This window comes from Catellatospora methionotrophica (genome assembly GCF_011297335.1).
Classification (GTDB): domain Bacteria; phylum Actinomycetota; class Actinomycetes; order Mycobacteriales; family Micromonosporaceae; genus Catellatospora; species Catellatospora methionotrophica.
The window spans coordinates 100,781-124,783 of the sequence record NZ_JAAOTJ010000010.1 but is presented as its reverse complement, the minus strand read 5'-3'; the positions used below and the strand labels follow the sequence as shown (position 1 = coordinate 124,783).

22 protein-coding genes are annotated in these 24,003 nt (G+C 71.1%); 9 read left to right on the top strand and 13 right to left on the bottom strand.

What is annotated here, in order from left to right:
• Positions 1 to 101: 101 nt before the first annotated feature.
• Together HAV40_RS22435 and HAV40_RS22430 are read left to right on the top strand one after the other, a co-directional pair.
• Positions 102 to 1,508 carry a GH1 family beta-glucosidase gene (locus HAV40_RS22435; RefSeq protein WP_166384370.1) on the top strand — a complete coding sequence of 469 codons (1,407 nt, stop codon included), beginning with the start codon at positions 102 to 104 and terminating at the stop codon, positions 1,506 to 1,508.
• A gap of 204 nt (positions 1,509 to 1,712) precedes the next feature.
• Complete coding sequence (locus tag HAV40_RS22430; RefSeq protein ID WP_166384368.1) at positions 1,713 to 2,954, top strand: FAD-binding protein; 1,242 nt, start codon at positions 1,713 to 1,715, stop codon at positions 2,952 to 2,954.
• Positions 2,955 to 2,988: 34 nt separating this feature from the next.
• Here the strand turns inward: HAV40_RS22430 and HAV40_RS22425 are convergent, their stop codons facing one another.
• Positions 2,989 to 3,849, bottom strand: a complete 861-nt coding sequence (locus HAV40_RS22425; protein ID WP_203672264.1) for an NAD-dependent protein deacetylase — start codon at positions 3,847 to 3,849, stop codon at positions 2,989 to 2,991.
• 162 nt (positions 3,850 to 4,011) lie between these two features.
• Here HAV40_RS22425 and HAV40_RS22420 point away from each other — a divergent pair, with 162 nt between their 5' ends.
• From HAV40_RS22420 to HAV40_RS22405, 4 genes are all read left to right on the top strand, one after another.
• Complete coding sequence (locus HAV40_RS22420; protein ID WP_239087078.1) at positions 4,012 to 5,751, top strand: glycosyl hydrolase family 18 protein; 1,740 nt, start codon at positions 4,012 to 4,014, stop codon at positions 5,749 to 5,751.
• Positions 5,752 to 5,902: 151 nt separating this feature from the next.
• Positions 5,903 to 6,331, top strand: coding sequence for a hypothetical protein (locus HAV40_RS22415; RefSeq protein WP_166384364.1), 429 nt, complete (start codon positions 5,903 to 5,905; stop codon positions 6,329 to 6,331).
• Positions 6,332 to 6,691: 360 nt separating this feature from the next.
• Positions 6,692 to 7,564 carry a flagellar basal body-associated FliL family protein gene (locus HAV40_RS22410; protein WP_166384362.1) on the top strand — a complete coding sequence of 291 codons (873 nt, stop codon included), beginning with the start codon at positions 6,692 to 6,694 and terminating at the stop codon, positions 7,562 to 7,564.
• 479 nt (positions 7,565 to 8,043) lie between these two features.
• Positions 8,044 to 12,585, top strand: a complete 4,542-nt coding sequence (locus HAV40_RS22405) for an FG-GAP-like repeat-containing protein (protein WP_166384360.1) — start codon at positions 8,044 to 8,046, stop codon at positions 12,583 to 12,585.
• 138 nt (positions 12,586 to 12,723) lie between these two features.
• Here HAV40_RS22405 and HAV40_RS22400 read toward each other — a convergent pair whose 3' ends face one another.
• Together HAV40_RS22400 and HAV40_RS22395 are read right to left on the bottom strand one after the other, a co-directional pair.
• Positions 12,724 to 13,470: an alpha/beta hydrolase gene (locus HAV40_RS22400; RefSeq protein ID WP_166384358.1), complete on the bottom strand. Its 747-nt coding sequence runs from the start codon at positions 13,468 to 13,470 to the stop codon at positions 12,724 to 12,726.
• 54 nt (positions 13,471 to 13,524) lie between these two features.
• The gene (locus HAV40_RS22395) at positions 13,525 to 14,499 is read right to left on the bottom strand and encodes a GlxA family transcriptional regulator (RefSeq protein WP_166384356.1); all 975 of its coding nucleotides are present in this window, start codon (positions 14,497 to 14,499) and stop codon (positions 13,525 to 13,527) included.
• A 70-nt stretch (positions 14,500 to 14,569) separates the two neighbouring features.
• Here HAV40_RS22395 and HAV40_RS22390 point away from each other — a divergent pair, with 70 nt between their 5' ends.
• Entirely contained in the window at positions 14,570 to 15,856 is a 1,287-nt protein-coding gene (locus tag HAV40_RS22390) for an APC family permease (protein ID WP_166384354.1), read from the top strand.
• A 240-nt stretch (positions 15,857 to 16,096) separates the two neighbouring features.
• Here HAV40_RS22390 and HAV40_RS22385 read toward each other — a convergent pair whose 3' ends face one another.
• The gene (locus HAV40_RS22385; RefSeq protein ID WP_166384352.1) at positions 16,097 to 16,966 is read right to left on the bottom strand and encodes a hypothetical protein; all 870 of its coding nucleotides are present in this window, start codon (positions 16,964 to 16,966) and stop codon (positions 16,097 to 16,099) included.
• A 75-nt stretch (positions 16,967 to 17,041) separates the two neighbouring features.
• Positions 17,042 to 17,533 (bottom strand): ribonuclease FAU-1 family protein, encoded by a 492-nt coding sequence (locus HAV40_RS22380; protein WP_166384350.1) that lies wholly within the window; start codon positions 17,531 to 17,533, stop codon positions 17,042 to 17,044.
• Positions 17,534 to 17,719: 186 nt separating this feature from the next.
• On the opposite strand from HAV40_RS22380, the gene HAV40_RS22375 reads away from it, so the two are divergent.
• A complete protein-coding gene (locus tag HAV40_RS22375) occupies positions 17,720 to 18,319 on the top strand; it encodes a putative glycolipid-binding domain-containing protein (protein WP_203672109.1) in 600 nt (199 codons plus the stop codon).
• Between the two features lie 6 nt (positions 18,320 to 18,325).
• Here the strand turns inward: HAV40_RS22375 and rnhA are convergent, their stop codons facing one another.
• Entirely contained in the window at positions 18,326 to 18,790 is a 465-nt protein-coding gene (gene rnhA, locus HAV40_RS22370; protein WP_166384348.1) for a ribonuclease HI, read from the bottom strand.
• 130 nt (positions 18,791 to 18,920) lie between these two features.
• On the bottom strand, positions 18,921 to 19,373 hold the full coding sequence (locus tag HAV40_RS22365; RefSeq protein ID WP_166384582.1) for a DoxX family protein: 453 nt from the start codon (positions 19,371 to 19,373) through the stop codon (positions 18,921 to 18,923).
• Between the two features lie 289 nt (positions 19,374 to 19,662).
• On the opposite strand from HAV40_RS22365, the gene HAV40_RS22360 reads away from it, so the two are divergent.
• Entirely contained in the window at positions 19,663 to 19,941 is a 279-nt protein-coding gene (locus tag HAV40_RS22360) for a hypothetical protein (RefSeq protein ID WP_166384346.1), read from the top strand.
• Positions 19,942 to 19,947: 6 nt separating this feature from the next.
• Here HAV40_RS22360 and HAV40_RS22355 read toward each other — a convergent pair whose 3' ends face one another.
• The 6 genes from HAV40_RS22355 to HAV40_RS22330 all read right to left on the bottom strand — a co-directional run bounded on the left by HAV40_RS22355 (position 19,948) and on the right by HAV40_RS22330 (position 23,916).
• Entirely contained in the window at positions 19,948 to 21,273 is a 1,326-nt protein-coding gene (locus HAV40_RS22355; RefSeq protein WP_166384580.1) for a wax ester/triacylglycerol synthase family O-acyltransferase, read from the bottom strand.
• A gap of 186 nt (positions 21,274 to 21,459) precedes the next feature.
• Complete coding sequence (locus HAV40_RS22350) at positions 21,460 to 21,696, bottom strand: CsbD family protein (protein WP_166384344.1); 237 nt, start codon at positions 21,694 to 21,696, stop codon at positions 21,460 to 21,462.
• A gap of 164 nt (positions 21,697 to 21,860) precedes the next feature.
• Positions 21,861 to 22,226: a hypothetical protein gene (locus HAV40_RS22345; RefSeq protein WP_166384342.1), complete on the bottom strand. Its 366-nt coding sequence runs from the start codon at positions 22,224 to 22,226 to the stop codon at positions 21,861 to 21,863.
• A gap of 15 nt (positions 22,227 to 22,241) precedes the next feature.
• A complete protein-coding gene (locus HAV40_RS22340) occupies positions 22,242 to 23,024 on the bottom strand; it encodes a metallophosphoesterase family protein (protein ID WP_166384340.1) in 783 nt (260 codons plus the stop codon).
• Positions 23,021 to 23,281 (bottom strand): BON domain-containing protein, encoded by a 261-nt coding sequence (locus tag HAV40_RS22335; protein WP_409365021.1) that lies wholly within the window; start codon positions 23,279 to 23,281, stop codon positions 23,021 to 23,023. The genes HAV40_RS22340 and HAV40_RS22335 overlap by 4 nt, the downstream gene beginning before the upstream one ends.
• Positions 23,278 to 23,916, bottom strand: coding sequence for a nucleotidyltransferase family protein (locus tag HAV40_RS22330; RefSeq protein ID WP_166384336.1), 639 nt, complete (start codon positions 23,914 to 23,916; stop codon positions 23,278 to 23,280). The genes HAV40_RS22335 and HAV40_RS22330 overlap by 4 nt, the downstream gene beginning before the upstream one ends.
• Positions 23,917 to 24,003: the final 87 nt, after the last annotated feature.

The following is a 24,003-nucleotide window of genomic DNA, read 5'->3' as shown; positions in this document are numbered from 1 at the left end:
GCTCTTGACATCCACGGCCCGTAACCGGGAGCCTGGGACACATTCGGAGAGCGCTCTCCACTGCGTTTCCCGGCTCTCCCCGTCTCCACGAAAGGGACTCCATGCCCACCCAGACCGAGGCACCAGCCGCAGCCACCACACAGGAGCTGCGGTTTCCCCCCGACTTCTGGTGGGGTGCGGCGACCGCCGCGTACCAGATCGAAGGCGCCGTGGCGGAGGACGGCCGCACCGCGTCGATCTGGGACACCTTCTGCGCCACCCCCGGACTGGTGACCGACGGGCACACCGGCGAGGTCGCCGCGGACCACTACCACCGCTACCGCGACGACGTCGCGCTGATGCGCGAGATCGGGCTGTCGGCGTACCGGTTCTCGGTGTCCTGGCCGCGCGTGCAGCCCGGCGGCCGCTCCGGGGAGAACCCGGCCGGCATCGCGTTCTACGACCGGCTCGTCGACGAACTGCTGGCCGCCGGGATCAAGCCCGCGGCCACGCTCTACCACTGGGACCTGCCGCAGGAGCTGGAGGACCGCGGCGGCTGGACCGCCCGCGACACCGCGCTGCGCTTCGCCGACTACGCCGCCGTCGTCGGCGCGCGCCTCGGCGACCGCGTCCAGCTGTGGTGCACCCTCAACGAGCCGTGGTGCTCGGCGTTCCTCGGCTACGGCGCGGGCTTCCACGCCCCCGGCCGCAAGAACCCCGCCGACAGCCTGCTCGCCACCCACCACCTGCTGCTCGGCCACGGCCTGGCCGTGCAGGCGCTGCGCGCGGCGGTGCCCTCGGCGCAGATCTCCATCGCCCTCAACCAGGGCGCGGTGCGCTCGCTCACCGACTCCCCCGCCGACCGCGACGCCGCCCGGCGTATCGACGGCCTGCTCAACCGCATCTACCTCGACCCGATCATGACCGGGGCGTATCCGGCCGACGTCATGGCCGACACCGCGTCCGTGAGCGACTGGTCGTTCGTCCGCGACGGCGACCTGGCCGTGATCGCCGCGCCGATCGACGCGCTGGGCGTCAACTACTACGCCCCCGACCTGGTCAGCGCCGCCACGACACCGCACGAGGAGCCCTCGGTGTACCCGGCCAGCCAGGACATCACCTTCCACCAGACCCCCGGCCCGCGTACCGAGATGGGCTGGACCGTCGACCCGACCGGGCTGCGCGACGTGCTCACCGCCGTCCACCGCCGCTTCCCGGACCTGCCGATGTACGTGACCGAGAACGGGGCCGCGTACGACGACAAGGTCGACGGAGACGGCCGGGTCCGCGACACCGAGCGCATCGCCTACCTGCGCGCCCACCTGGCCGCCGCGCACGAGGCGATGACCGCCGGAGCCGATCTGCGCGGCTACTTCGTGTGGTCGCTGCTGGACAACTTCGAATGGGCGTTCGGCTACGGCAAGCGCTTCGGCATCGTCCGCGTGGACTACGACACCCAGCAGCGGCTGCTGAAGGACAGCGCGCACTGGTACCGCGATGTGATCAGCGCCGGCGGCATCGCGGCCTGACACCCGCCCGGGGCTGGGCCGGTGTCAGCACGGGCGGCGTCGCCCCTCTCAGGCGACGCCGCCCCTTTCTCTGCCGCAACTCTTAAAAAGTCGCGCCCTCAGGGGCGTCCTGACAGCGCGACTTTTTAAGAGTTGCGGCAGGGGGTGGGGTGGGTTTGCGGGTGGTGGGGTGCGGGTGGGGGATGTGATCTAGGCTCTCGGGTCATGGCGACCGACGGGACCAACTGGGCCGGGAACGTGACGTTCAGGGCGGCGCGGTTGCACCGGCCGGTGACGGTCGATGAGCTGCGGGGTGTCGTCGCGGGGGCGCGGCAGGTGCGGGCGCTGGGGACCGGGCACTCGTTCAACCGGATCGCGGATACGCCTTATGACCTGGTCACGGTTGCGCGGTTGCCGCGGGTGGCCGAGCTGGACCGGGGGCGGTCGACGGTGCGGGTGTCGGCGGGCACGCGTTACGGCGAGCTCGCGCCGTACCTGCACCGGCACGGGTACGCGCTGCACAATCTGGGGTCGCTGCCGCACATCTCGATCGCCGGGGCGGTCGCGACGGGCACCCACGGGTCCGGGGACCGCAACGGCAACCTGGCCACCGCCGTACGCGGGATGGAGCTGGTCACCGCCGACGGTGAGCTGGTCACGGTCGGCACGGAAGACCTGCCGGGCAGTGTGGTGTCGCTGGGTGCGCTGGGGGTGGTGACCGCGCTGGACCTGGCCGTGGTGCCGACGTTCGAGGTGCGCCAGCGGGTGTACGAGCACCTGCCGCGCGCCGCGCTGGAGGAGCACTTCGACGAGGTGTTCGGGGCGGCGTACAGCGTCAGCCTGTTCACCCGCTGGCGCGGGCCCGACGTCGAGCAGGTGTGGCTCAAGCAGCGCGCCGGCGCCGAGCCGATCGACGGCGACCTGTTCGGGGCGCGGCCCGCCGACGGGGCGCGGCACCCGATCGTCACGATGTCGCCGGTGCACTGCACGCCGCAGCTCGGCGAGCCCGGCCCGTGGCACGAGCGGCTGCCGCACTTCCGCCTCGACTTCACCCCGAGCGCGGGCGACGAACTACAGTCGGAGTACTTCGTGCCACGCTCGCAGGCGCTGGCCGCGTTCGCCGCGCTCGACGAGATCGCCGACCGGATCGCGCTGGTCGTGCAGGTCTCGGAGGTCCGCAGCATCGCCGCCGACGAGCTGTGGCTGAGCCCGGCGTACGGCCGCGACAGCATCGCGTTCCACTTCACCTGGATCGCCGACGAGGCCGCCGTCGCCCCGGTCGTCGGCGCGGTCGAGGATCGCCTGATCCCGCTGGGCGCGCGCCCGCACTGGGGCAAGGTCTTCGGCATCGACCCCGCCCTGATCCGCGCCCAGTACCCCCGCCTGCCCGACTTCACCGCCCTGACCACCCGCCTCGACCCCGAAGCCAAGTTCCGCAACCCCTTCCTCACCCGCCACCTCCCCTGACCGCCGCCGCCGGACGCGGAGCGGCTGGGGTGGGTCAGGTCAGGGATTCGGTGAGGCGGTGGGTGGTGAGGTGGTGGACCAGGGTGGGGAGGGCTTGGCCCAGGGAGGCGTCGACGGTGAGCGTGGCTTGGGCGTCGGAGCGGGTGGGGCCGCGGTTGACGATGGCGACGGGGATGCCGAGTTTCACGGCGCGGATGACGAAGCGGCGGCCGGACATGACGGTCAGCGACGAGCCGAGGACAAGTAGCAGGCGGGACTGTTCGACGAGGTCGAAGCACTGCTGCACGCGGGCGGGCGGCACGGTCTCGCCGAAGAAGACGACGTCGGGTTTGAGCATGCCGTCGGCGCATCCGGCGCAGTCGACGGTGCCGAAGCCGGCCAGTTCGTCGTCGCCGAACTCGACGTCGCCGTCGGGGTGCACCGCGGTGATCCGGGCCGAGAAGCCGGGGTTGGCGCGGTGCAGCCGCCGGTCGAGGTCGGCGCGCGGGGTGATCTCTCCGCAGTCCAGGCAGATCACCCGGTCCAGGCTGCCGTGCAGCTCGACCACGTCCTGCGCGCCCGCGGCCTGGTGCAGGCCGTCGACGTTCTGGGTGACGATGCCGGACAGCAGGCCGTGGCGCTGGAGCGCGGCGACCGCCTCGTGGCCGGTGTTGGGCGAGGCGCGGGCGATGGTCCGCCAGCCCAGGTGGCTGCGTGCCCAGTAGCGGACGCGGGACTGCGGCTCGCGGGTGAAGGCCTGGTAGGTCATGGGCGCGTGGCGGCGCTGCACCCCGTCCGGTCCCCGGTAGTCGGGAATGCCGGACTCGGTGGACAGTCCGGCGCCGCTGAGCACGGCGACACCGCCGTCGGCCATCATCGCGGCGAGCTCCGCGACGCTCTCGTTCAAGGCGTGCACTCCCCCATGCTGCCCTGCCGGGCCGACCGGTGACCAGCGTCGATCACCACAGTCGAGGCGACGCATCATGATTCATTGAAGGCTGTCTTTACTATTAGGTTTGTTTAATTTATGTTGGCGATTACATGAAATCCCCTGCACCCCCAAGGTAGGTGGTAGCTCATGAAACGCCCCGTTCAGAGCCTTCGCACCCGGATACTCGCGGCCGCGGCCGCCACCGTCGTCGCGATGGGCGCGTCACTGGCCATCTCGACCGCCGCCTCGGCGGCCAACCTGATCGCCAACCCGGGCCTGGAGTCCGGCAGCCTGTCCCCGTGGAGTTGCAGCGGCGGGCTCGGCAGCGTCGTCACCACCCCGGTACACGCCGGCACCCGCGCCCTGCAGGGCGCGCCGAGCGCCGGGAACCACGCCCAGTGCAGCCAGACCGTCTCCGTGCTGCCGAACACCGCGTACGTGCTCAGCGCCTGGGTGCGCGGCGGCGGTGGTTACGTCTACCTCGGCTACACCGGCGGCACCGAGACCTGGAACCCGGCCGCGGCGAGCGCCTGGACCAAGCTCAGCCTGAACCTGACCACGGCCGCCGGGCAGACGTCGCTGACCGTCAACGTGCACGGCTGGTACGGGCTGGCCGCGTACCAGGCCGACGACTTCTCGCTCGACGGGCCGGGCACGCCGCCGAGCAACCCGCCGAGCGCGTCGGCCTCGCCGAGCCCGCCCCGGCCCAGCGCCTCCCCGAGCACGTCGCCGCCGCAGCCGTCCCCGTCCGGGCCGACCGCGCCGCCCGGCGGCAAGAAGCTGCTCGGCTACTTCGTCAACTGGGGTGTCTACCAGCGCGGTTACCACGTCAAGAACATGGTGACCAGCGGCTCGGCCGCGAAGCTGACGCACATCAACTACGCGTTCGGCAACGTGACCAACGGTCAGTGCGTGATCGGCGACTCCTACGCCGACTACGACCGGGCCTACTCGGCGGCCGAGAGCATCGACGGTGTCGCCGACACGTGGGACGCCGGGGCGCTGCGCGGCAGCTTCAACCAGCTGCGCAAGCTCAAGCGGCAGTACCCGAACATCAAGGTGCTGTGGTCGTTCGGCGGCTGGACCTGGTCCGGCGGCTTCGGCCAGGCCGCTGCGAACCCGACCGCGTTCGCGAACAGCTGCTACAACCTGGTCGAGGACCCGCGCTGGGCGGACGTGTTCGACGGCATCGACATCGACTGGGAGTACCCGAACGCCTGCGGTCTGTCCTGTGACAGCAGCGGCCCGCTCGCGTACCGCAACCTGATGCAGGCGCTGCGCAACCGGTTCGGCAGCAGCTACCTGGTGACCTCCGCGATCACAGCGGACGGCAGCAGCGGCGGCAAGATCGACCTGACCGACTACAACGCCGCCGCGCAGTACGTGAACTGGTACAACGTCATGACGTACGACTTCTTCGGCGCGTTCGCCGCGCAGGGCCCGACCGCCCCGCACTCGCCGCTGACCTCGTACACCGGCATCCCGCAGGCCGGGTTCAACTCCGACGCCGCCATCCAGAAACTCAAGGGCAAGGGCGTGCCGTCGGCGAAACTGCTGCTCGGCATCGGCTTCTACGGCCGCGGCTGGACCGGCGTCACCCAGGCCGCACCCGGCGGCTCGGCCACCGGCGCGGCCCCGGGCACGTACGAGGCGGGCATCGAGGACTACAAGGTCCTCAAGAACACCTGCCCGGTCACCGGCACCATCGCGGGCACGGCGTACGCCAAGTGCGGCAGCAACTGGTGGAGCTACGACACCCCGTCGACCATCAACGGCAAGATGTCGTACGCCAACAACCAGGGCCTCGGCGGCGGCTTCTTCTGGGAGCTGTCCGGCGACACCAGCAACGGTGAGCTGATCACCGCCATGCGCAACGGCCTCGGCTGACGCGCGCCGTCCCACCACATCGGAGCGGCAGGCGCCTTTCCCACGGGGCGCCTGCCGCTCTCCCGTCCCCGGCGGACGGGCCACTGGCCGAACGGCCGACGACCGGTGTTGCGTACCATCTGCGCAGCCCTTCGTCACCAGGAGTCAGCAGATGTCGAGCCCGGAGTCCCCGGCCCCGCTGAAGCGTACGGCCGCGATCGTCACCCTCGCGGCCACCGTGCTCGGCACCGTCCTGGCATACCTGTCGCTGGCCGCCGCGGTGAAGTGGCCGCCGTTCCAGGAGGACCCGAAACCCAGGGTCACCGTCTTCCGGGGCCACAACCCCCAGCGACCGGACTGCTCCGTGCCCGCGTGCGCCTACGTCGGTCTGCGGGTGGAGGGATTCGATCCCGGCAGTGCGGTGCGCTGCACCTTCGACAGCGCCGACGGCGCCGGTTTCTTCGGCGCGTACGTGATGGCCGTCGGCGAGGACGGCAGCGGCCAGGCCACCACCACCAACTACTACGGCACCCCCGACGGCTGGGTCAGCGTCACCTGCGGCGACGCCACCGGCGCCCTGAACCCGTGGGGCGTCTCCTGACCCAGGCGGTCGGCCGCCCTCGGCTCCCACGCCCCGGTCCCACGGGTTGGAAGAAACCGCCTGACCCAGGGTGACATCTGTCACTTTTCGGCACCGCTGTCGCGCCCGCCCACGTCCCCTGCGGCGTGGCGGCACAGCGCGTCCGATCCCCACGGTCGACGCCCCGGCGAAGGCGGCGAACTGCGCCGACTGTCGCACCGGCGACGCGGTTAGGCGGCCTGCCCACGCCGGTCGGCGGCGGGTGCCGGGCTCCACCACCCGCCGGATGCATGCCCACCTGCGCTCGCAACGGTGGCGCGGGCACTCTACGGTCCTCAGACGTTGGTTTGAACCCCGCAGATCAAGTGAATGGACTTAATCGTGAGCGACCCCTACGCCCAGCCTCCCGGCCAGCCCGACCCGTACCGTTCGCCGAGCGACCCGTACGCGCAGCCGGTGTCGACGCCGCCCGTGCACCCGCAGCAGTACGGTGTGCCGGGCCAGCAGCCGTACGGCGGCCAGCCCGCCTACGGCCAGCAGCCCTACGGACAGCCCGGCTACGCCCAGCAGCAGCCGCCGAAGTCCAAGAAGGGCCTCATCATCGGAATCGTCGCCGGTGTCGTGGTGCTGCTGCTGATCCTGTGCGGGGTCGGCGTGTGGCTCGTCGCCAACGCCGACGACGACCCGGAGATCCCGACCACGCCCACGCGTACGTCGTCGCCCGGCGCGGCCACCTCGGCCGCCCCGCAACCGGGCAACAACAACGCGATCACCGCGGACTCGTCCAGCGACTTCGGCGACGTGTGCTCCGGCGGCGCGATCCTCAACGCGGCCGAATACACCACCCCGGCCACCGCCAAGGCGTACGTCTTCGGCAACAGCCCGACCCGGCCGACCAGCTACAGCTACAAGTCGCTGGACTCGCGGGCGTCGTACTACGCGAAGTCCGCCGACTACGCGCAGGTCAGCGTCGTGGGGTGCCTGAGCTACGTCGAGGGCAGCGAGGCCGCCGGCCCGAAGTGCCCGATCAAGGCCAGCGACGGCACGAAGCTGACCGTGGACTACCTGTCCTCGCGGTACACGCTGACCTTCCACAACGCCAGGACCGGCGAGAAGATCGGCGACGGCGGCACCATCAACGCCCCCGCCACCAAGTGCCCGTCCTTCCTGACCTACAACAAGGAGACCCTGAAGTCGTACGCGCTTCCGGACTCCGGCTCGATCGACGCCGCGGTCAAGAAGCAGCTCTCCTGAGCGAACCCCGCACGGCCGACGGCCGCGTCCCGCCCGGGACGCGGCCGTCGGCCGTCTGCGCCGACCATTCCCGTCTCCGAGCCCAACGCGCAGCCCCTGACGCTGGGCAACGCTCGGTGTCAGGCCCGTCCGGTGGCCGAACGGCAGCTTCGGCAGGACGGTCAGGCAGGTTCGTGCGAAATGTTCAACCGGTGAGATCGACATCTTGACGGTGTTGACGGATCTCCATACCTTCACTGCCAACAGTCGTCACCACGGGGGGAACAACCATGATGCCTAGAGCATCTGCGATTCATGCTGCCTGGAGACAGGCGTGCGCTGCCGCTGTACTCGTTCTTGTCACGTCGGCGGGCAACGTCGCCGCGGCACCGGCTCAAGCTGCGCCGATTCCGGCCGCCAAGCCTGCGGCGGCCGAGCCCGTAAACCGGTCCGCCGCCGCGGCGTCGGGCATCTCAGCGGCGCGGCGGTCTGCTCGGGAGATGGGCCGGGCGATGGAGATCCCGGTGTTGACGTCGGCGACCACGCGGGTGTGGGCGCAGCCGGACGGCAGTGAGACCGCTGAGATCTCGGCTGGTCCGGTGCGGTTGCAGCGTGATGGCCGGTGGTTGGACTACGACTTCACGCTGGAGCGTCGTGCTGATGGCACGGTGGCGCCGAAGGTGCACCCGCATGATCTGGTGATCTCGGGTAAGGCCGGTGCCGGTGAGCATGACCTGGCGACGTTGAGCGCCGGGGGTGAGCGTCTGGGCTTCGGGTGGAGCGGCGTTCTGCCGGAGCCGGTGCTCGAGGGCGCGAAGGCGACCTATCCCGAGGTGGCGGCCGGTATCGATCTGGTGGTCGAGGCGCAGCCGACGGGTTTCGAGCAGTTCTTCATCGTGAAGGACCGCGCGGCGGCGGCCCGGGTGGCGGGCCTGCGGGCACTGTTGAAGACGGGCGCGACGTCGTTCGTGGCGAAGTCGGACGGCTCGGGTGAGTTCCGGGGTGCGCGTGGTGGTGTGGTGGCGCGGATGCCGGTGGCGCTGATGTGGGACGCCCAGGGTCTGGGTGCGCGCGGCGAGCGTAAGCGTGAGGCGAAGGTCGCCGTCGACGTCGCCGAGGTCAAGGCGGGTGGCCGGACGGTCGGTCGGGATGTGCGGCTGGCTCCGGATCTGGCGTGGCTCAACGATCCCGCGACCAGGTATCCGGTGGTCGTCGATCCGGGTATCGAGGTCGATCACGGGGTCGGGTTCGACGAGTTCGTGCAGAACACGATCAACTTGTCGGACAACCAGTCGAAGACGGAGTTGAAGGTCGGCTACACCAACGACGGCTGCCAGTGCTACGCGCGCAGCTATCTGCGGTTTGACGGGTTGACCGCGTTCGGTGGGGCGAAAATCCACTCGGCGCAGCTCAACCTGTGGCAGACGTGGTCGCACAACTGCACGGCAACGACGTGGAAGGCCGCGCGTACCGATCATGTCGCCGGTTGGGTGCAGTGGAACAACGAGCCCGCCCATTTGGAGGCGGCCGGTTCGTCGACCGATTCCAAGGGCTGGAGCAGTAACTGCGCGGCTGGTTGGGTCGATGTCGACGTCGCGGCGGCGATCGATGACACGTTAAGCGCCCGTGGCGACTGGGCCAGTATCGTGATCATGTCGGACAACTGGAACATCGGGTCGTGGAAGAAGTTCTCCTCCGCCGAGGGCGGCATGACCCCGCACATCAAGCTGAGCTACAACCGGGTGCCGTGGGTCTCCGACGTCAAGGCCCAGGGTGATCCGACGTGCCGTACCGGTGCCGGGATGCGGCTGTATCTCAACACGCTGACCCCGACGTTCTCGGCCTACGTCGGTGATGAGGATGCCCAGAACGTCAGGCTTCAGGTCGAGATCACGCCGCTGGGCGGCAGCGCGCGGCCGCTGGTGGAGTCCACGGTCGGGGCGCGCAATTCCTTCCTGGAGGTGACCGTGCCGGGCGGGCAGGCGCTGGCGGTGAACACGGTGTATACGTACCGGGCCCGTGCGGTGGATCTGGCACCGGACGCGTCGGTCGTCGACGTGTCGGGCTGGAGTCCGCCGTGTGAGATCCAGTATGACGCGACGTCGCTGGACAACGCCCCGGTGATCGAGGGTGTGCCGATGGTCGACGCGAACGGTGACGGCGAGTTGTGGCCGGTGCTGAACTTCGGGCGTAGCACCCCGGTGATGTTGCGGCCCGGTGCCGGTGACGGCGGGGAGGTGCTGCGTTACAGCTACGGCTTCAGCCCCGACCGGGTCGGTGACAGCAGTGTGAGTGTGCCTGCCGGGCCTGACGGGTCGGCCACGGTGATGGTGACCCCGTGGGAGGTCGACGGCGGCAACGTCCCGGCGGGCGACTCGATGCTGTATGTGCGGGCGTTCGCGGCCAACGGCAGTATCGCCAGTTCCAAGCTGGCCAGCATGCAGGTGTTCTTCGACACCACCGGCATGGTCGACGGCAACGGGCAACTCCTGGCGCAGCCGCGCAGCAAGGACGACGTCAACGGCGACGCGACCGCGGACCTGTCCGGGTTCCGTGACCTGGGCAACGGCAAAGCCATGTTCTACCAGTACTCAGGCAGGGCAGACGGCAGCCTGCTGGAGCCGATGTCGCTGATGACCACCAACTCCTACACCGACGCCGACACCAAGGTCGTGCGCGGCGACTTCAACGGCGACGGCAAACTCGACTTCGCCGCGTTCAAGAACGTGGGCCCGAGCAGCACCACGGTGTCGCTGCTGCGCTCGACCGGCAACATCCCGACCGGCGACATGCTCGCCGACACCCAGGTCAAAACCCTGCCCTACGCCCTGACGTCGATCAAACCCGTCGCCGGCGACGTCAACGCCGACGGCAAGGACGACCTCGTCTTCGGCCAGGCCATCGACAGCACCCGCTGGATGCTCAAAACCATGCTCGCCTCGGTCGACGCCCACGGCGACACCAACCCCAACAACGACGAGGTCCTCTTCGCCGACCCCGCCAACTGGCTCGCCGCCGACGTCCAGTCGAACCTGGCCAACGTCACCCTGCTGATGGGTCGGTTCGACAAGAACCCCGGCGCCGACATCATGGAGGTCTACGACCACGGCGGCTGCCGCACCGGCATGTACCTGCATGAGAGCCAAGGACTGACCACCTTCGCGGCAGCACACGTGGTCTGGGACTCCATCAACACCGGCGGATGGTGCTCGGGCAACGCCAGGTACACCGTCGGCTCCTACGCCCCCGGCGCGTACGGCCTGGACGGCATCGTCGCCACCTACGACATCGGCGGTTGCAACCTGGCTCTGCACACCTTCACCCCGAAGTACGTCTTCAGCCCGCCGCAGGCGCCGAACGACACGTACGTGTTCGAGCCGCACCAGCAGCACTTCGCCTCCTCGGGCACCCAGTTCTGGTGCGTGCTCCCGTCAGCCGCGCTGCTGTCGATGGTCGACCTCACCGGCGACGGCAAGGAGGACCTGATCTACGAGTACGGCTGCTGCGGCCCGCACCAGCAGCGGGTGTGGATGTTCACCGCCACCGGCGACTCCGCCGCCGGCACCACGTTCCAGACCCGCACCCTCAAATGGCAGGGAGCACTCGGCCCGGCCGGCACCGGCTCGGTCAAACGCGACGCCACCACCCGCTACCAGCTCGTCGCCAAGCACTCGGGAATGTGCCTGTCGGTCACCGGCGGCAGCACGGTCGAACACTCCGGCACCTCACAGCAGCCCTGCTCGGCCTTTCAGCCCAGCCAGCAGTACACCATCGACGAGCGCGGAGCGGCCTACGCCAGGCTGCGGCCCATGCACGACTCAGGCAAGTGCGTCAACGTCTCCGGGGGCCTCGGCGACGACGGACGCCCGATCGTCAGCAGCACCTGCAACCCCTCGGGGCTGGGCAGCGAATCGTGGTCGCTGACCTACCACTCGGGCTTCACCAGCGTGCCGGGTGTCCCGCAGGCCGGCGACATCGTCATCGAGCTGAAATCGAACAATACCGGCAAATGTATCGGCATCGCCGGTACCAGCATGGCACCCGGCACCCCGGCCATCCAATGGACCTGCAACGGCTCAGCCGACCAGCACTTCTACCTGCGCCCCCTGCGGCAGCCCAGTTTCACGGGCGACGGCACGGCCGACATCGCCTGGTACGACGCGTCGAAGAACGGCGGCACCATCGACCTGCTCCCCACCCGCGCGGCCGGTCCCCCCGGCGCGACGCGCACCTTCGCCACCGGGCTCGCCGCTCCCGAATGGGCGGGCGCGGGCGACTTCAACGGCGACGGACGGACCGACGTCGCCTGGTACGACGAGCAGGACGGCGGCAAGGTCAAGGTCGCGTTCTCCAACACCACCGGCACGTCCACGATCGTGGACTGGATCAGCGGCATGGGCAAGCCCGACTGGGCTTCAACGGGCGACTTCAACGGCGACGGCAAGGCCGACATCGCCTGGTACGAAACGCGCTACGGCATGGTGGGCATGCTCATCACCAACGCGGCGGCGACCGGCCCGTTGGGGGCGACGACGTACGTGTCGGGCTACGGCACGCCGGACTGGGCCGGGGTCGGCGACTTCAACGGCGACGGCAACGACGACATCGCCTGGTACCACGAGTGGCAGAACGGCAAGATCCATGTCAACTTCTCCAACAGCTCCGGCGGCAGGCAGTCGGCCGCGGACTGGGTCACCGGCTACGGCAAGCCCCAGTGGGCCGGAGTCGGTGACACCAACGGCGACGGTAAGGCCGACATCTTCTGGTACCACTCGTGGAACGGCGGCGTGCTCGGCGTGATCATGACCAACCCGGCCGGCACGGGGCCGGCTTACGCCGTGGGGTACATGTCGGGCTACAGCACTCCCGACTGGGCCGGTGTGGGCGACTTCAACGGCGACGGAAGGGCCGACGTCGCCTGGTATCACGAGGGGCAGAACGGCAAGATCAATATCAGCTTCTCCAACAGCTCGGGCACCAGGGACTCGACCGTGGACTGGGTCACCGGCTGGGGCGATCCCGACTGGGCGGGCGTCGGCTGAGCCGCCATCGCCCCGTGCCGACCGCGATCCTCCCGAGAGCTGCCGGCACGGGGCCACCCGCCCCGCCGCTCCCGCGATCGGCCCGGGGCGGCGGCGACCGGTAGGTCCGCCGATCCGACCCGGTGGCCGCCCGCACCGCTACGCGGTGGCGGCGACCGGGTCGGCCAGGAACGCCAGCAGCAGCGCGTTCATCGCGTCGTCGAGCAGTCCGACGCCGTGGTAGTGGGACGCGGGCAGCACCAGCTTCTTGTGCGCCGAGACCGACAGCCCGTGCAGTTCGCGGGCGGCGTCGGCGAAGCGCGCCTCGTTCGCCCCGGCCGCGATGATGACCGGCACCGCCAGCGTGGCCACGGCGGCGCGGGCGTCGGCGTCGTACACGGTCGGCGCAGACAGGCTGACCACGCCGTCCACGGGCGGAGTCAGCCCCGCCGAGGCGGCCAGGGCGATGGTGCCGCCGCGTGACGCCCCGACGACGAAGACCCGCTTGGCCCCGGCTGCGCGCAGGTGCGCCACCGCCGCCTGTGCGAACTCGACCGCGTCACGGGAGTCGACGTCCACCGACAGGGCGCGGTGGCCCTTGCCGGTCACCAGGGCCGCGAAGGTCGACCACTGGCACAGTCCGGCGTCGGCCTGGTGCAGCAGCACCACGCCGGTGTCGCCCTGGCCGGTCTGCCACGCGGCGGTCAGATCGTGCTTGGCGTTCTCGATCGCGACGAGCTGGCCGCGGTCGCTGACGCAGGGCGCGTCGGCGTCGTCGATCACCCGCTGGCGCGCGGCCGCGGCCGGGTCGAGCGGCGAAGCAGGCCGCCCCTCACCGCAGGCGCTGGTGCCGATCACCATCGTGGCCAGCGCCACCAGCGCGGCCGTCCTCCACGTTGTCCTCATACCCGCCTCGATCCGGTGGGCACCCGATACCGTGGGGTCCTTCCCTAAAGTTTCCTAACTGTTATTCTCCGTCGCCCGACGCCGGAAGATCTGCCGGTAGGTCTGCGGGGAGATCGAGGTGAAGCGGCGGAAGTGCTGGCGCATGTTGACCGCCGTGCCGAACCCGGTGCGCCACGCGATCCGCTCGACCGGCTCGTCGGTGGTCTCCAGCAGCTCCTGTGCCCGGCGGATGCGCTGCTCCAGGATCCACTGCAGCGGGCTCACGCCGAGATTGTCGCGGAACCGGCGGGCGAACGTACGGGGGCTCAGGTGTGCCTGGCGGGCCAGGTCGGCCACGGTCAGCGGCTGGTCGAGGCGGTCACGGGCCCAGTCCAGCACCGGCGCGATCTCCGAGCGGGCCTCGCCGCGCGCCAGCGGGTGGGCGAACTGCGCCTGCCCGCCCTCACGGTGCGGCGGCACCACCATGCGCCGGGCGACCTCGTTGGCGACCGCCGCCCCGAAGTCGCCGCGGACCAGGTGCAGGCACAGGTCGATGGCCGAGCCGGTGCCCGCCGAGGTGAGCACGTCGCCCTCGTCGACGTAGAGCACCTCCTGGTCGACCTTCACCTCCGGGAAGCGGCTGGCGAAGTCGACCATGTTCATCCAGTGCGTGGTCGCCCGCCGCCCGTCGAGCAGCCCCGCCGCGGCCAGCACGTACGCACCGCTGCAGATGGAGGCGATGCGTGCGCCCCGGGCGTGGGCCCGGCGCACCGCGTCGACGACGGCCGGCGGGGGCCCGCACTGCACCATCCGGTTGCAGGCGGGGACGATCACCGTGTCGGCGTCGTCCAGCCCCTCCATCCCGTACGGCGGCTGCACGGTCAGGCCGCCGCGCACCGCCAGCGGGCCGGGCTCGGCGGCGCACAGGCGCAGCTCGTACCAGGGATCCACCAGGTCGGAGCGGTCGATGCCGAACACCTCGCACGGCACCGCCAGCTCGAACACGGGGATGTCGTCGGTCAGCGCCAGGGCGACCACATGCCGCTTCATGGCAGAATCCTAGCGCAGGGCGGCATTCCTGCCACTGTTGTGCTCACCCCGAACGGAACACGCTCTACCCATGACCGAGACCCTCCACCAGCCGCAGTCCACCACCGCGGCCGGACCCGCGCCCGCCGGGCGGCTCACCACCGCCCAGGGCGCGGCGCTGTACGTCGGGGCGGTGCTCGGCACAGGCGTCATCGCGCTGCCCGCGCTGGCCGCCCAGGCCGCCGGACCGGCCTCGCTGATCGCCTGGCTGGGCCTGGTGCTGCTGTCCATCCCGCTGGCCATGACCTTCGCCGCGCTCGGCGCACGACACCCCGACGCGGGCGGGGTGTCGACGTACGTCCGGCTCGCCTTCGGGCCCCGGGCCGCCGGAGCGATCGGCTGGTGCTTCTACTTCGCGGTGCCCGCCGGAGCCCCCGCCGCCGCCATGTTCGCCGGGGCGTACGTCGAGGCCGCGCTCGGCGGCGGGCAGCGCACCGTGCTGCTCACCGCGGCGGCACTCATGCTCGCGGTCACCGTCACCAACCTGTTCGGCGTCACCGTCTCCGGCCGGGTCCAGCTCGTGCTCGCCGTACTGCTGGTCGCGCTGCTGCTCACCGCGGTGATCAGCGCCGCCCCGCACGGCGACACCGCCCATCTGCGCCCGTTCGCCCCGCACGGCTGGCTCGCCGTCGCACCCGCCGCCGCGCTGCTGGTGTGGAGCTTCGCGGGCTGGGAGGCGATCACGCACCTGGCCGCGGACTTCCGGCGGCCCGAGCGGGACCTGCCCCGCGCCGCCGCCATCGCGGTCGCCGTCGTCGGAGTGCTGTACCTGGCCGTGGCCGGTGCGGGCATCCTGGTGCTCGGCCCCGACGCCACCGCTGACGCGCCGCTGGCCCGGCTGCTCGCCATCGGGCTCGGCGGCCCGGCGAGCGCGCTGGCCGCGGCCGCCGCGCTGCTGCTGACCTTCGGCACGATGAACGCCTACTACGGCAGCGCCGCCAAGCTCGGCGCGGCGCTGGGCCGCGACGGCGCGCTGCCCGCCTGGCTGGCTCGCGGCGCGAGCGCCGGTGACGTGCCGCGGCGCAGCCTCGCCGTGACGTCGGGCCTGTCCGCGGTGGCGATGGCCGTGGTCGCGCTGACCGGCACCGGGGCCCAACCGCTGGTGCTGCTGGCCACGGGGGCCTTCGTCGCGGTGTACGCCCTGGGCGCCGCCTCGGCCCTGCGCCTGCTCCCGCGCGGCTCGACCGCCCGCAAACACGCGCTGGTCGCCCTCGTCGCGGTCGTCGGCCTGCTGGCCGCCACCGGCTGGTACCTCCTCTGGCCCCTGGCCCTCACCGCCGCCGCCCTCCTCTACCACCGCCGCCACCGCACCCCGTAACCCGACCGCTCCCCCACCGCGCCCGCGCCGCGCCGCGCCGCGCCGCGCCCCGATTTACATAGACGTTGGCCTATCTGGATGAGTTTGATCTACAAAATCTCATCCAGATAGGCCAATGTCTATGCGAGGCGGGAGTTGAGTTGAGCCGGCCCGGGCCAGGCGGGTGGAATGGGCGAAGCTCCGTCCGCGCCGGGGAGGCAGCGTGGACGGAGCTTCGTCAGAGGGCCGCGGGGGACTCGGTCACTTGCCGAGGGACTCGCAGCCGGTCTCGTCGGGCAGCAGCGGGCGCAGGGTGACGGTCCAGTTCTTGCCGCCCGAGGTCCACTTGGTGATCGCGGTGGCCTTGGCCGCCGCGGCGAGCACCGCGGGGGCGTCCTTGTCGGCGACCACGCAGCCCAGGCTCAGGCCCTCGCCCAGCGACGCGCCCGGCAGCGCCGGACCCGGCCACGCGACGGCGGGACCGGCGTCGACCCCGGCACCGGGGTCCTGCCACTCGGCGGCGACGGCCGCGACCTTGGCCGGGGTGTACTCCTCGACCGGGCCGACCTTGCCCGCGCCGAGCGTGGTCTCCAGGTCGGTCAGCGACTTGATCAGGTCGAGCAGCTTGCGCCGCGCCTGCTCCTGGGCCGGGGTCAGCCCGGCGTTGGTCATGTCGTCGAGCAGCGCGTACGCCTCGGTCTTCTTCACGCCGTCGGCGGTGGTGACGACGATCCGGGTGTTGGGCAGGTCGGTCACGCCGGGGGTGCCCAGGTCGGTCGGCTGTCCGACGCCCGCTTCGACGGCCTTGGCGACCAGCGCCTGCACGTCGCCGCTGGAGATTCGGCGCACCTGGACGTTGGGCAGCGCCCGGCCCGGGTACTCCATCGTGGTGGGGCCCTGGGTGATGACGCGGCCGTCCGCGTAGACGCTGACCGCGGGCAACCGGGTGAGGTTGACCGTCGCGGGCACGAAGCCGCCGACGTGGTCCACGCGCAACGCGACCGTGTCGCCACCGGGGAACGAGTAACCGCCGCCGTCGCCGTCGGCGGCGTCTGTCGCACGCCCGCACCCGGCGGCCAGCAGCACGAGCGACGCGAGCGCCACCCGCAGTCCTAGAGTCGTAGCCTTCATGCCCCTGTGACCGTCCCGGATCCGGTTCGGTTCCCGGCCCCGCCGGAGAATTTCGGCGAGTCCTCCGGTCGGGTGTCAGCCCAGGTCAGCGAAGCGCGTGGCGGCCAGGTCAGCGAGTTCGTCCAGGGCCCGCCAGGCCTGCGCCGCGGCTTCGGGGTCGCGTTCGGTCAGACCGCTGGCGAGGAACTCGTCCTCGTCCAGGCGCAGCGGCGGATCGTCGCCGTCGGGCACCCACAGGTCCAGGTCGAGGTCGGTGACCCGGAGCACGCCGCCGTGCAGCGAGGCGGGCCGGGTCACGTCGCAGTACCAGCCCTTGCGTACGCCGGTGACGTCGCGCACCTCCTTGACGGCATACCAGCGGTCGCGCCAGAAATGCTCGGTGAACACGTCGCCCTGCTCGAAGCGTACGAAGCCGAAGTCGCGGGCCGCGTCACCCGCCCACGGCGCCCGGACGACCAGGTGCGTGCCGTCGTCGGCGAGCACGTCGGCGGTGTAGCGGATCTTCTCGCGGTCCTCCTTGAGCAGGACCACCTCGACCCGGTCGCCGACCGCCAGCGCCTGCCCCATCGTGTCGCCCCCTGCCCGGCGCGGGCCGGGCCACCGGACCGCGCGAAATGATCTCCAGTTGACGCAGCCTACCGGCGGCCGGGTGGCGCGCACCAAGGTTTTCGCGGCCGCGCGTCCGGCGTCGCCCCGTGGAACACGTCGGGGGAATCCGCCCCACGGACGGCGCGGCGTCACTAACCTCAGGGCATGAGCCCGTTGCCGCGCGCCCTGCTGTGGGACCGGATGGTCGAGGTCGGCACCGACCTCTCCCTCGTCGACCTGCGCCCCGAGAAGCTGATCGCCCACGGCCAGGTGGTCGCCGCCGAGCCGGTGGCGCACGCCTGCCGCTACAAACTGACCACGGTGGACGGTTTCGCCACCGACACCATGACCGTCGAGTCCGAGGGCGCCGGCTGGGAGCGGGAAGTCCGGCTGGAACGGTCCGGCAGCTCGTGGCGCGTCACCACGAGCGAGCAGGGCAGGTTCGGCTCGGTGCAGCTGCCCGGCATCGTCGACCCCGGCCGGCTGGCCGGGATACTCGACGTCGATCTGGAGGCGACCGCGCTGACCAACACGCTGCCGATCCGGCGGCTGGGGCTGCTCGGGGCGGAGCCCGGCACCACGCACACCGTGCCGATCGCCTGGATCAGGGTGCCGTCGCTGCAGGTCATCCCAGTCGAGCAGACGTACACGGTGATCGACGCGGACACCATCCGCTACTCCTCGGGCAGCTTCACCGCCGAGCTGACCGTCGACAAGGACGGCTTCGTGGTGAACTACCCCGGATACGCGAGCCTGGTGGTCTGAGACGGCTCAGCGAGCCACCGAGCGCGCCTGCGTCATGCCCTTGTTGGCCAGGGCGTCGGCGCGCTCGTTGCCGGGGTCTCCGGCGTGCCCGCGCACCCAGTGCCATTCCACGGTGTGCCGCGCCACGGCCTCGGCCAGCCGCTGCCACAGGTCGGCGTTCTTCACGGGCTTGCGCTCGGAGGTGAGCCATCCGTTGCGCCGCCACCCGTGCATCCACTTGGTGATCCCGTCGCGCACGTAGGTGCTGTCGGTGTGCAGTTCCACCGTGACCGGGCGGGTCAGCGCCTCCAGCGCCGAGATCGCGGCGGTCAGCTCCATCCGGTTGTTGGTCGTCGGGCCCGGATCGCCACCGCACATCTCCCGCTCGTGGCCGCCGTACCGCAGCAGGGCGCCCCACCCGCCGGGTCCGGGATTGCCGGAACAAGCCCCGTCGGTATAAACCACCACAACCCGCCCGTCACCCTCAGCCACCCCGGCACCGTACCAGCCTCGACCTCCGACGATCTCGCGTCAGCGGCGGGGCCGACACGTACGACCCGGCTGCCCGCAAGATCGTCGCGATCCTGGGCTGCCGGGTCGGCCGGACGTCGTGGACCGGAGGTCAGGGGATCGTCTTGGGGCCGTGGGGCGGGTGCGGTGCACGGTTGGCGGCGATGGCGTGGTCGACGCTGTAGAGGCCCGCGCCGACGGCGGCGAGCAGGAGGCTGCCGACCCCGAGGGCGATGACGAGTTCGGAGCCGCCGGAGCCGACGAACAGGCCGTGACCGATGTGCACGGTGAGGAATGCGCCCAGCATGTCGAGGAACAGCAGCACGCCCACGATCGGCACGAGAAAGCCGATGATCATGAACAGGCCGCCGATGGACTCGACCAGCGCGGCGAACCAGGCCGACAGGGTGGGCAGCGGCACGCCGATCTTCCGGAAGCCGGCCGCGGTCGGGCCCACCCCCACCGTGAACAGTTTCTGCCAGCCGTGGGCGAGGAAGATGAAGCCGATGCCGAGCCGGGCGATCAGGATCGCCGCGTCACGGATCTGCGCGGGGAAGACGAACATCACGCTGCCTCCGGTCGGGCGACGGAGCTGAATGGCATGAACATCACTTTTACACAGCCTTGGCGTGGTTCGCGGAGTTATCGAGCATCAGCGAACGCGAGCGACACGCGCGTTGAGCACGGAGAGGACCGCCCGGGTCTCCGCCGGGTTCGCGGACATGGTGAGATGCGGTGGTGCGTACGGGTCGTCAGGATCGCGCCCGGTTCGCGGAGCCTGTTGGCATCGCTGCCGTTTCGGCTTACCCTGACGTGGCTGTACGAACATCAACCTGGGGAGAACGGAGGACCCGATGTCGTCCGATCGTCTGATCAACCGGCGCTTCGAGTACAACGGCCACCATTGCACGGTGGCCGACTACGACGGCGGAAAGCGCCTCGCGATCGTGATGGACGATCAGCCGCACGTGGTCTACTCCGTCAACGTCGACCTCAGCGACCGCAACATCGGCCGCCAGCTCGACCTGTACCTGGCCGGGGGGCAGTACTACGCCTGGCCCGCCCGCGGCCGCGGCAAGCCGCCCGCGCTGCTCACCCCCGACGCGATGGTGGAGCCCACCACCGAGGCGTGACCCGTCTCAGGCGTCGAGTTCGGCCAGGGCGAGCGGGAGCGCTTCGGTGAGCTTCTCCATGTCGGGCATGGCCACGCCGTCGGCGTAGAGGCCGATGTGGACCCCGTCACGGTAGCGGGACAGCCCGATCGCCAGGGCGTGACCGCTGGCCAGCGGGGCGATCGGATACAGCTCCTCCAGCCGCGCGCCGCCCAGGTGCAGCGGCAGCGGCGGCAGCGGGACGCTGGTCACCACGATGTCGAACAGCAGCGGCGCGGCGTGCGCGGCGAACGGGGCCGCCAGGCGGTTGAGCGCCGACGGCAGCATGCCCGCCAGCACCGGGATCGCCCCCGCGCCACGGCGCGGACCGGCCGCCTTGTTACGGTCCATGGCCTCCCGGACCCGGGTCAGCCGCCGGGCCGCGTCGGCCTCGCCCACCGGCAGGTCCAGCAGGTACGCCGAGAGCTGGTTGGCGTCGTCGCTGCCGCCCGAGCGCACCCGCTGGCTGGCCGGGATCAGCGCGCGCAGCACCTCGACCGGCCGGTCGTGCCCGATCAGCCAGTGCCGCAGCGCCCCGGCGACCACCGCCAGCAGCAGGTCGTTGAGCGTGCCGCCGTGCTTGCGGCGGATGCGCTGCAGCTCGCGGGTCTCCAGACTGACGAACGCGGCCCGGCGGGTGCCCGACGGGGCGGCCAGCAGCGGCGTCGCCGCGGGGGCGCGCATCCGCCCGACGATCGCCGAGGCGATGTCGAACATCGTGCTCGCCCGGCCGACGACGTCGCCGACCACGTGCTCGGGGCGGCTGATCAGGTCCGCGCCCTGGCGGGCCAGGGCCGACAGCGGCGACGGCGCGCTGCGGCGCACCGGCTCCTCCGCCGGGGCGAGCAGGTCGCCGCCGTCGAGCAGCCCGAGTCCGATGCCGACGGCGCCCTGGCCGTCGCACAGCGCGTGGTGCATCTTGGCCAGCAGCGCGAAGCGGCCGCCTTCGAGCCCGCTGACCAGATGCAGCTGCCACAGTGGCCGGTTGCGGTCCAGCGGGTCGGTCATCAGGTCGGAGACCAGCGCGGCCAGGTCGTCGCGGCCGCCGTACTCCAGCCGGTGGTGCAGGATGTGGTTGCGCGCGTTGAAGACCGGGTCCTCGCTCCACGCCGCGCCGCCGAGCACGGTCGGGCCGACCTTGCACCGCATCCGGGGCACCCGGCTCGCCCGCTCGGCCAGCAGCGCCACGAGCTGGTCGGGGCGTACGGACGCGGCCGGGTGGAACACCGCGACCGCGCCCAGATGCATCGGCGAAGCGCTGTTCTCCAGGCACAGAAACGACATGTCCAGAGCGCTGAGCCGCCCGTCCTCCATGGTCACCCTCGCGTCGTCGTCTTGGGACGTGGTCGGTTCGCCGAGCGGCAGCTCTGCCGCGTCGAGGCGACCTGACCTTGATACAACGTCTGAGACCACGTTAAGGCTGCGGTTTGTCGACGGTGTTACAGGCCTGTATGAAGGTGTCGCCGAACACCCCCGGCACGCATCATCGCTGGTGGATTGCTAGGCGTCGTCGCGGCGCTCCAGCCGCAGCCGCTCGTCGTGGCTGATGTGCCCCGTGGCCTCCTGCGCCTTGGCGACGTCCTTGGCCCGCTGGCGGACCTCTTCCTCGTCGACCGCGGCGACCCGCGCCCGCCCCTCCTGCTCCCAGCGCTCGTTGTGGGTGACCCGGCCGGCCACCTCCTCAGCCTTGCCGGCCACCCGCTGGGACATGTTGTGGATCTTCTCGTCGAATCCCATGACCCGCCTCCACCTCGATTGTGGCGCGTCCGGGGCGTCAGTGCCCGCCTGTCCGCCGAGTCCCCGCATCTCAGGCGCGGGTCCCCGGACACGGCGAGGCGGGTGCGGGGCCTCCGCCATCGGCGTCAGCCCCGCACCCGCCCGGGTTCCGGCAGTTCGGCGTGTCAGCCGACGTACTCCTGCACCTGCTCCTTGCTGTGGCTGAGCTGACGGCGCAGCGAGGCGACCGCCTCGTCGACCGGGTGTCCCCGCAGCAGTTCCGCCACGGCCAACCCGGCCAGCACGCCCACGCCCGCGGCTGCCGCCACCCAGCCCCAGCGGACCGGGGCCGGACGGCCCGCGAGCGCGTCGAGCGCCAGCGACGCCCGTTGCCGCGCCTCGGTGCCGGTGCCGGACAGCGTCTCACGGACGCTGCCCGCCTTCTCCCTCGCTCGTTCGGCTGCCACGTCACGGGTGGTGCCCAGCCCGTGCAGGAACTCGTTCCATGTGGCCGAGGCGACATTCTCTTTGTTCCGGGTACGGAGGAACATCATGATCTCCTGACGTCAGACGTCGTGCGACAGCGAGTCGATACCCCGCCCGGCACCCTGTGAAACGGGCGTTCGGGCCGGTGGGGCCGCTTCGAGCTGATAAACGCTGTACGCCTGCCGGATCACCGGGTGCGCCACGTTGCGTACGCGCACCCCGCCCGGGGTCACGCCGCGCTCCACGCCCGCGTGCGCGTGCCCGTGCACGGCCAGCGAGGTCGGCGCGGAGTCGATCGCCTGGCCGAGCAGGTACGAGCCGAGGAACGGGTAGATCTCCAGCGGCTCGCCGAGCAGGGTGTCGGGCACCGGTGCGTAGTGCGTCAGCGCGACGAGCACGTCCGCGTCCAGCGACAGCAGGGCAGCCTGCAGCCGGGTCGCGGCCTTCTCCGTCGTACGCACGAAATCCTTGATCTCCTGCTCGCCGAACATGGACGCGCAGCGCCCGGCGAACCCGCCGCCGAAGCCCTTGATCCCGGCCACCCCGAGCTTCACGTCGCGGCAGCTGATGGTGATGCCCTCGCCCTCCAGCACGCTGATGCCGCCGGCGGCCAGCACCTTGGTGACCTCGCGCTGCTGGTCGCTGTGGTAGTCGTGGTTGCCGAGCACGGCCACCACCGGCACCGGCAGGTCGCCGAACTCGCGGGCCACGCACTCGGCCTCGTTGACGGTGCCGTGCCGGGTCAGGTCACCGGCCAGCAGCAGCACGTCGGCACGCTCGCCGAGCTGCTCCAGGGACGGGCGGTAGCGGCCGAGCACGTCGACGTCCATGTGCACGTCGCCGACCGCCGCCACCCGGATCACGTGATCACCTCGGGTTCGGACGGTCCGGCGACCGCGGTGACCACGATGTCGTTGCAGACGGTCTTGTCCGGGAACATCGCCGCCACCCGCTCGCCGATCGCGTCGCGCCGGTGCACGGTCTCCACCTGGCCGCGCAGCAGCACCGCGCCGTCCCGGCGGATCACCTCGATGCCCTGCTCGCAGATGGTGCCGTCCTCGGTCAGCATGCGGTGCACCTCGGCATCGGCGTACTCGTCGACCACCCTGGGCTCGCTCACCACGCCCCCGTCCTGTCCGCTCCGGCAGGAACCGAGTCCTGCGTGGGTTGTCCGTGCTGTCCGGGTGCGCCGCCCTCGGCCGCCGGCGGGATGATCTCCAGCAGGCTGAGCAGGTACAGGCAGGCCTCGGCGTACACCGAATGGGCGGTGTCGCGCCGGACCTGGTCCCAGTCGATCTGCTCGCGCAGCGAGCGGGCCAGCGGCAGCGCACGGGAGTAGTCGCAGTGGTGCTGCGAGAAGGTCAGCAGCTTGTGCTCCATCAGCATGGTCGCCGACAGCACGGGGATGTGCAGCGCGCCGACCGGCACGATCGAACTCTCGGCCAGCACCTCCTCGGTCACCTGACGCTGCACCGGCCGGAAGATCAGGTCCACCAGCCGGTCCTCGTCGTACACCTTCACCAGCCAGTCCTCGGGCGGGCGCTCGGTGCGGAAGCCCTCCTCGGCATACGCCTCCAGGGTTCGTTCGACGTCCTCCTCGCGGATGACGAAGTCCACGTCATGCTCACTGGAGGTGCCGCCACGGGCGTACACCGCGAAACTGCCCGCCAGCGCGAAGGGCACCTCGGCGCGGCGCAGCACACTGGCCGCACGCTTCATCGTCTCCAGGAGCTCTGCACTGATCTCGCTGAGCATGGGGTCGCTATACCCGACGCGTGTTCCTCTCACACCTCCCCGGCGGCCGAACCTCCCAGACAGCACCAAACACCCCAGCAGGGCAGG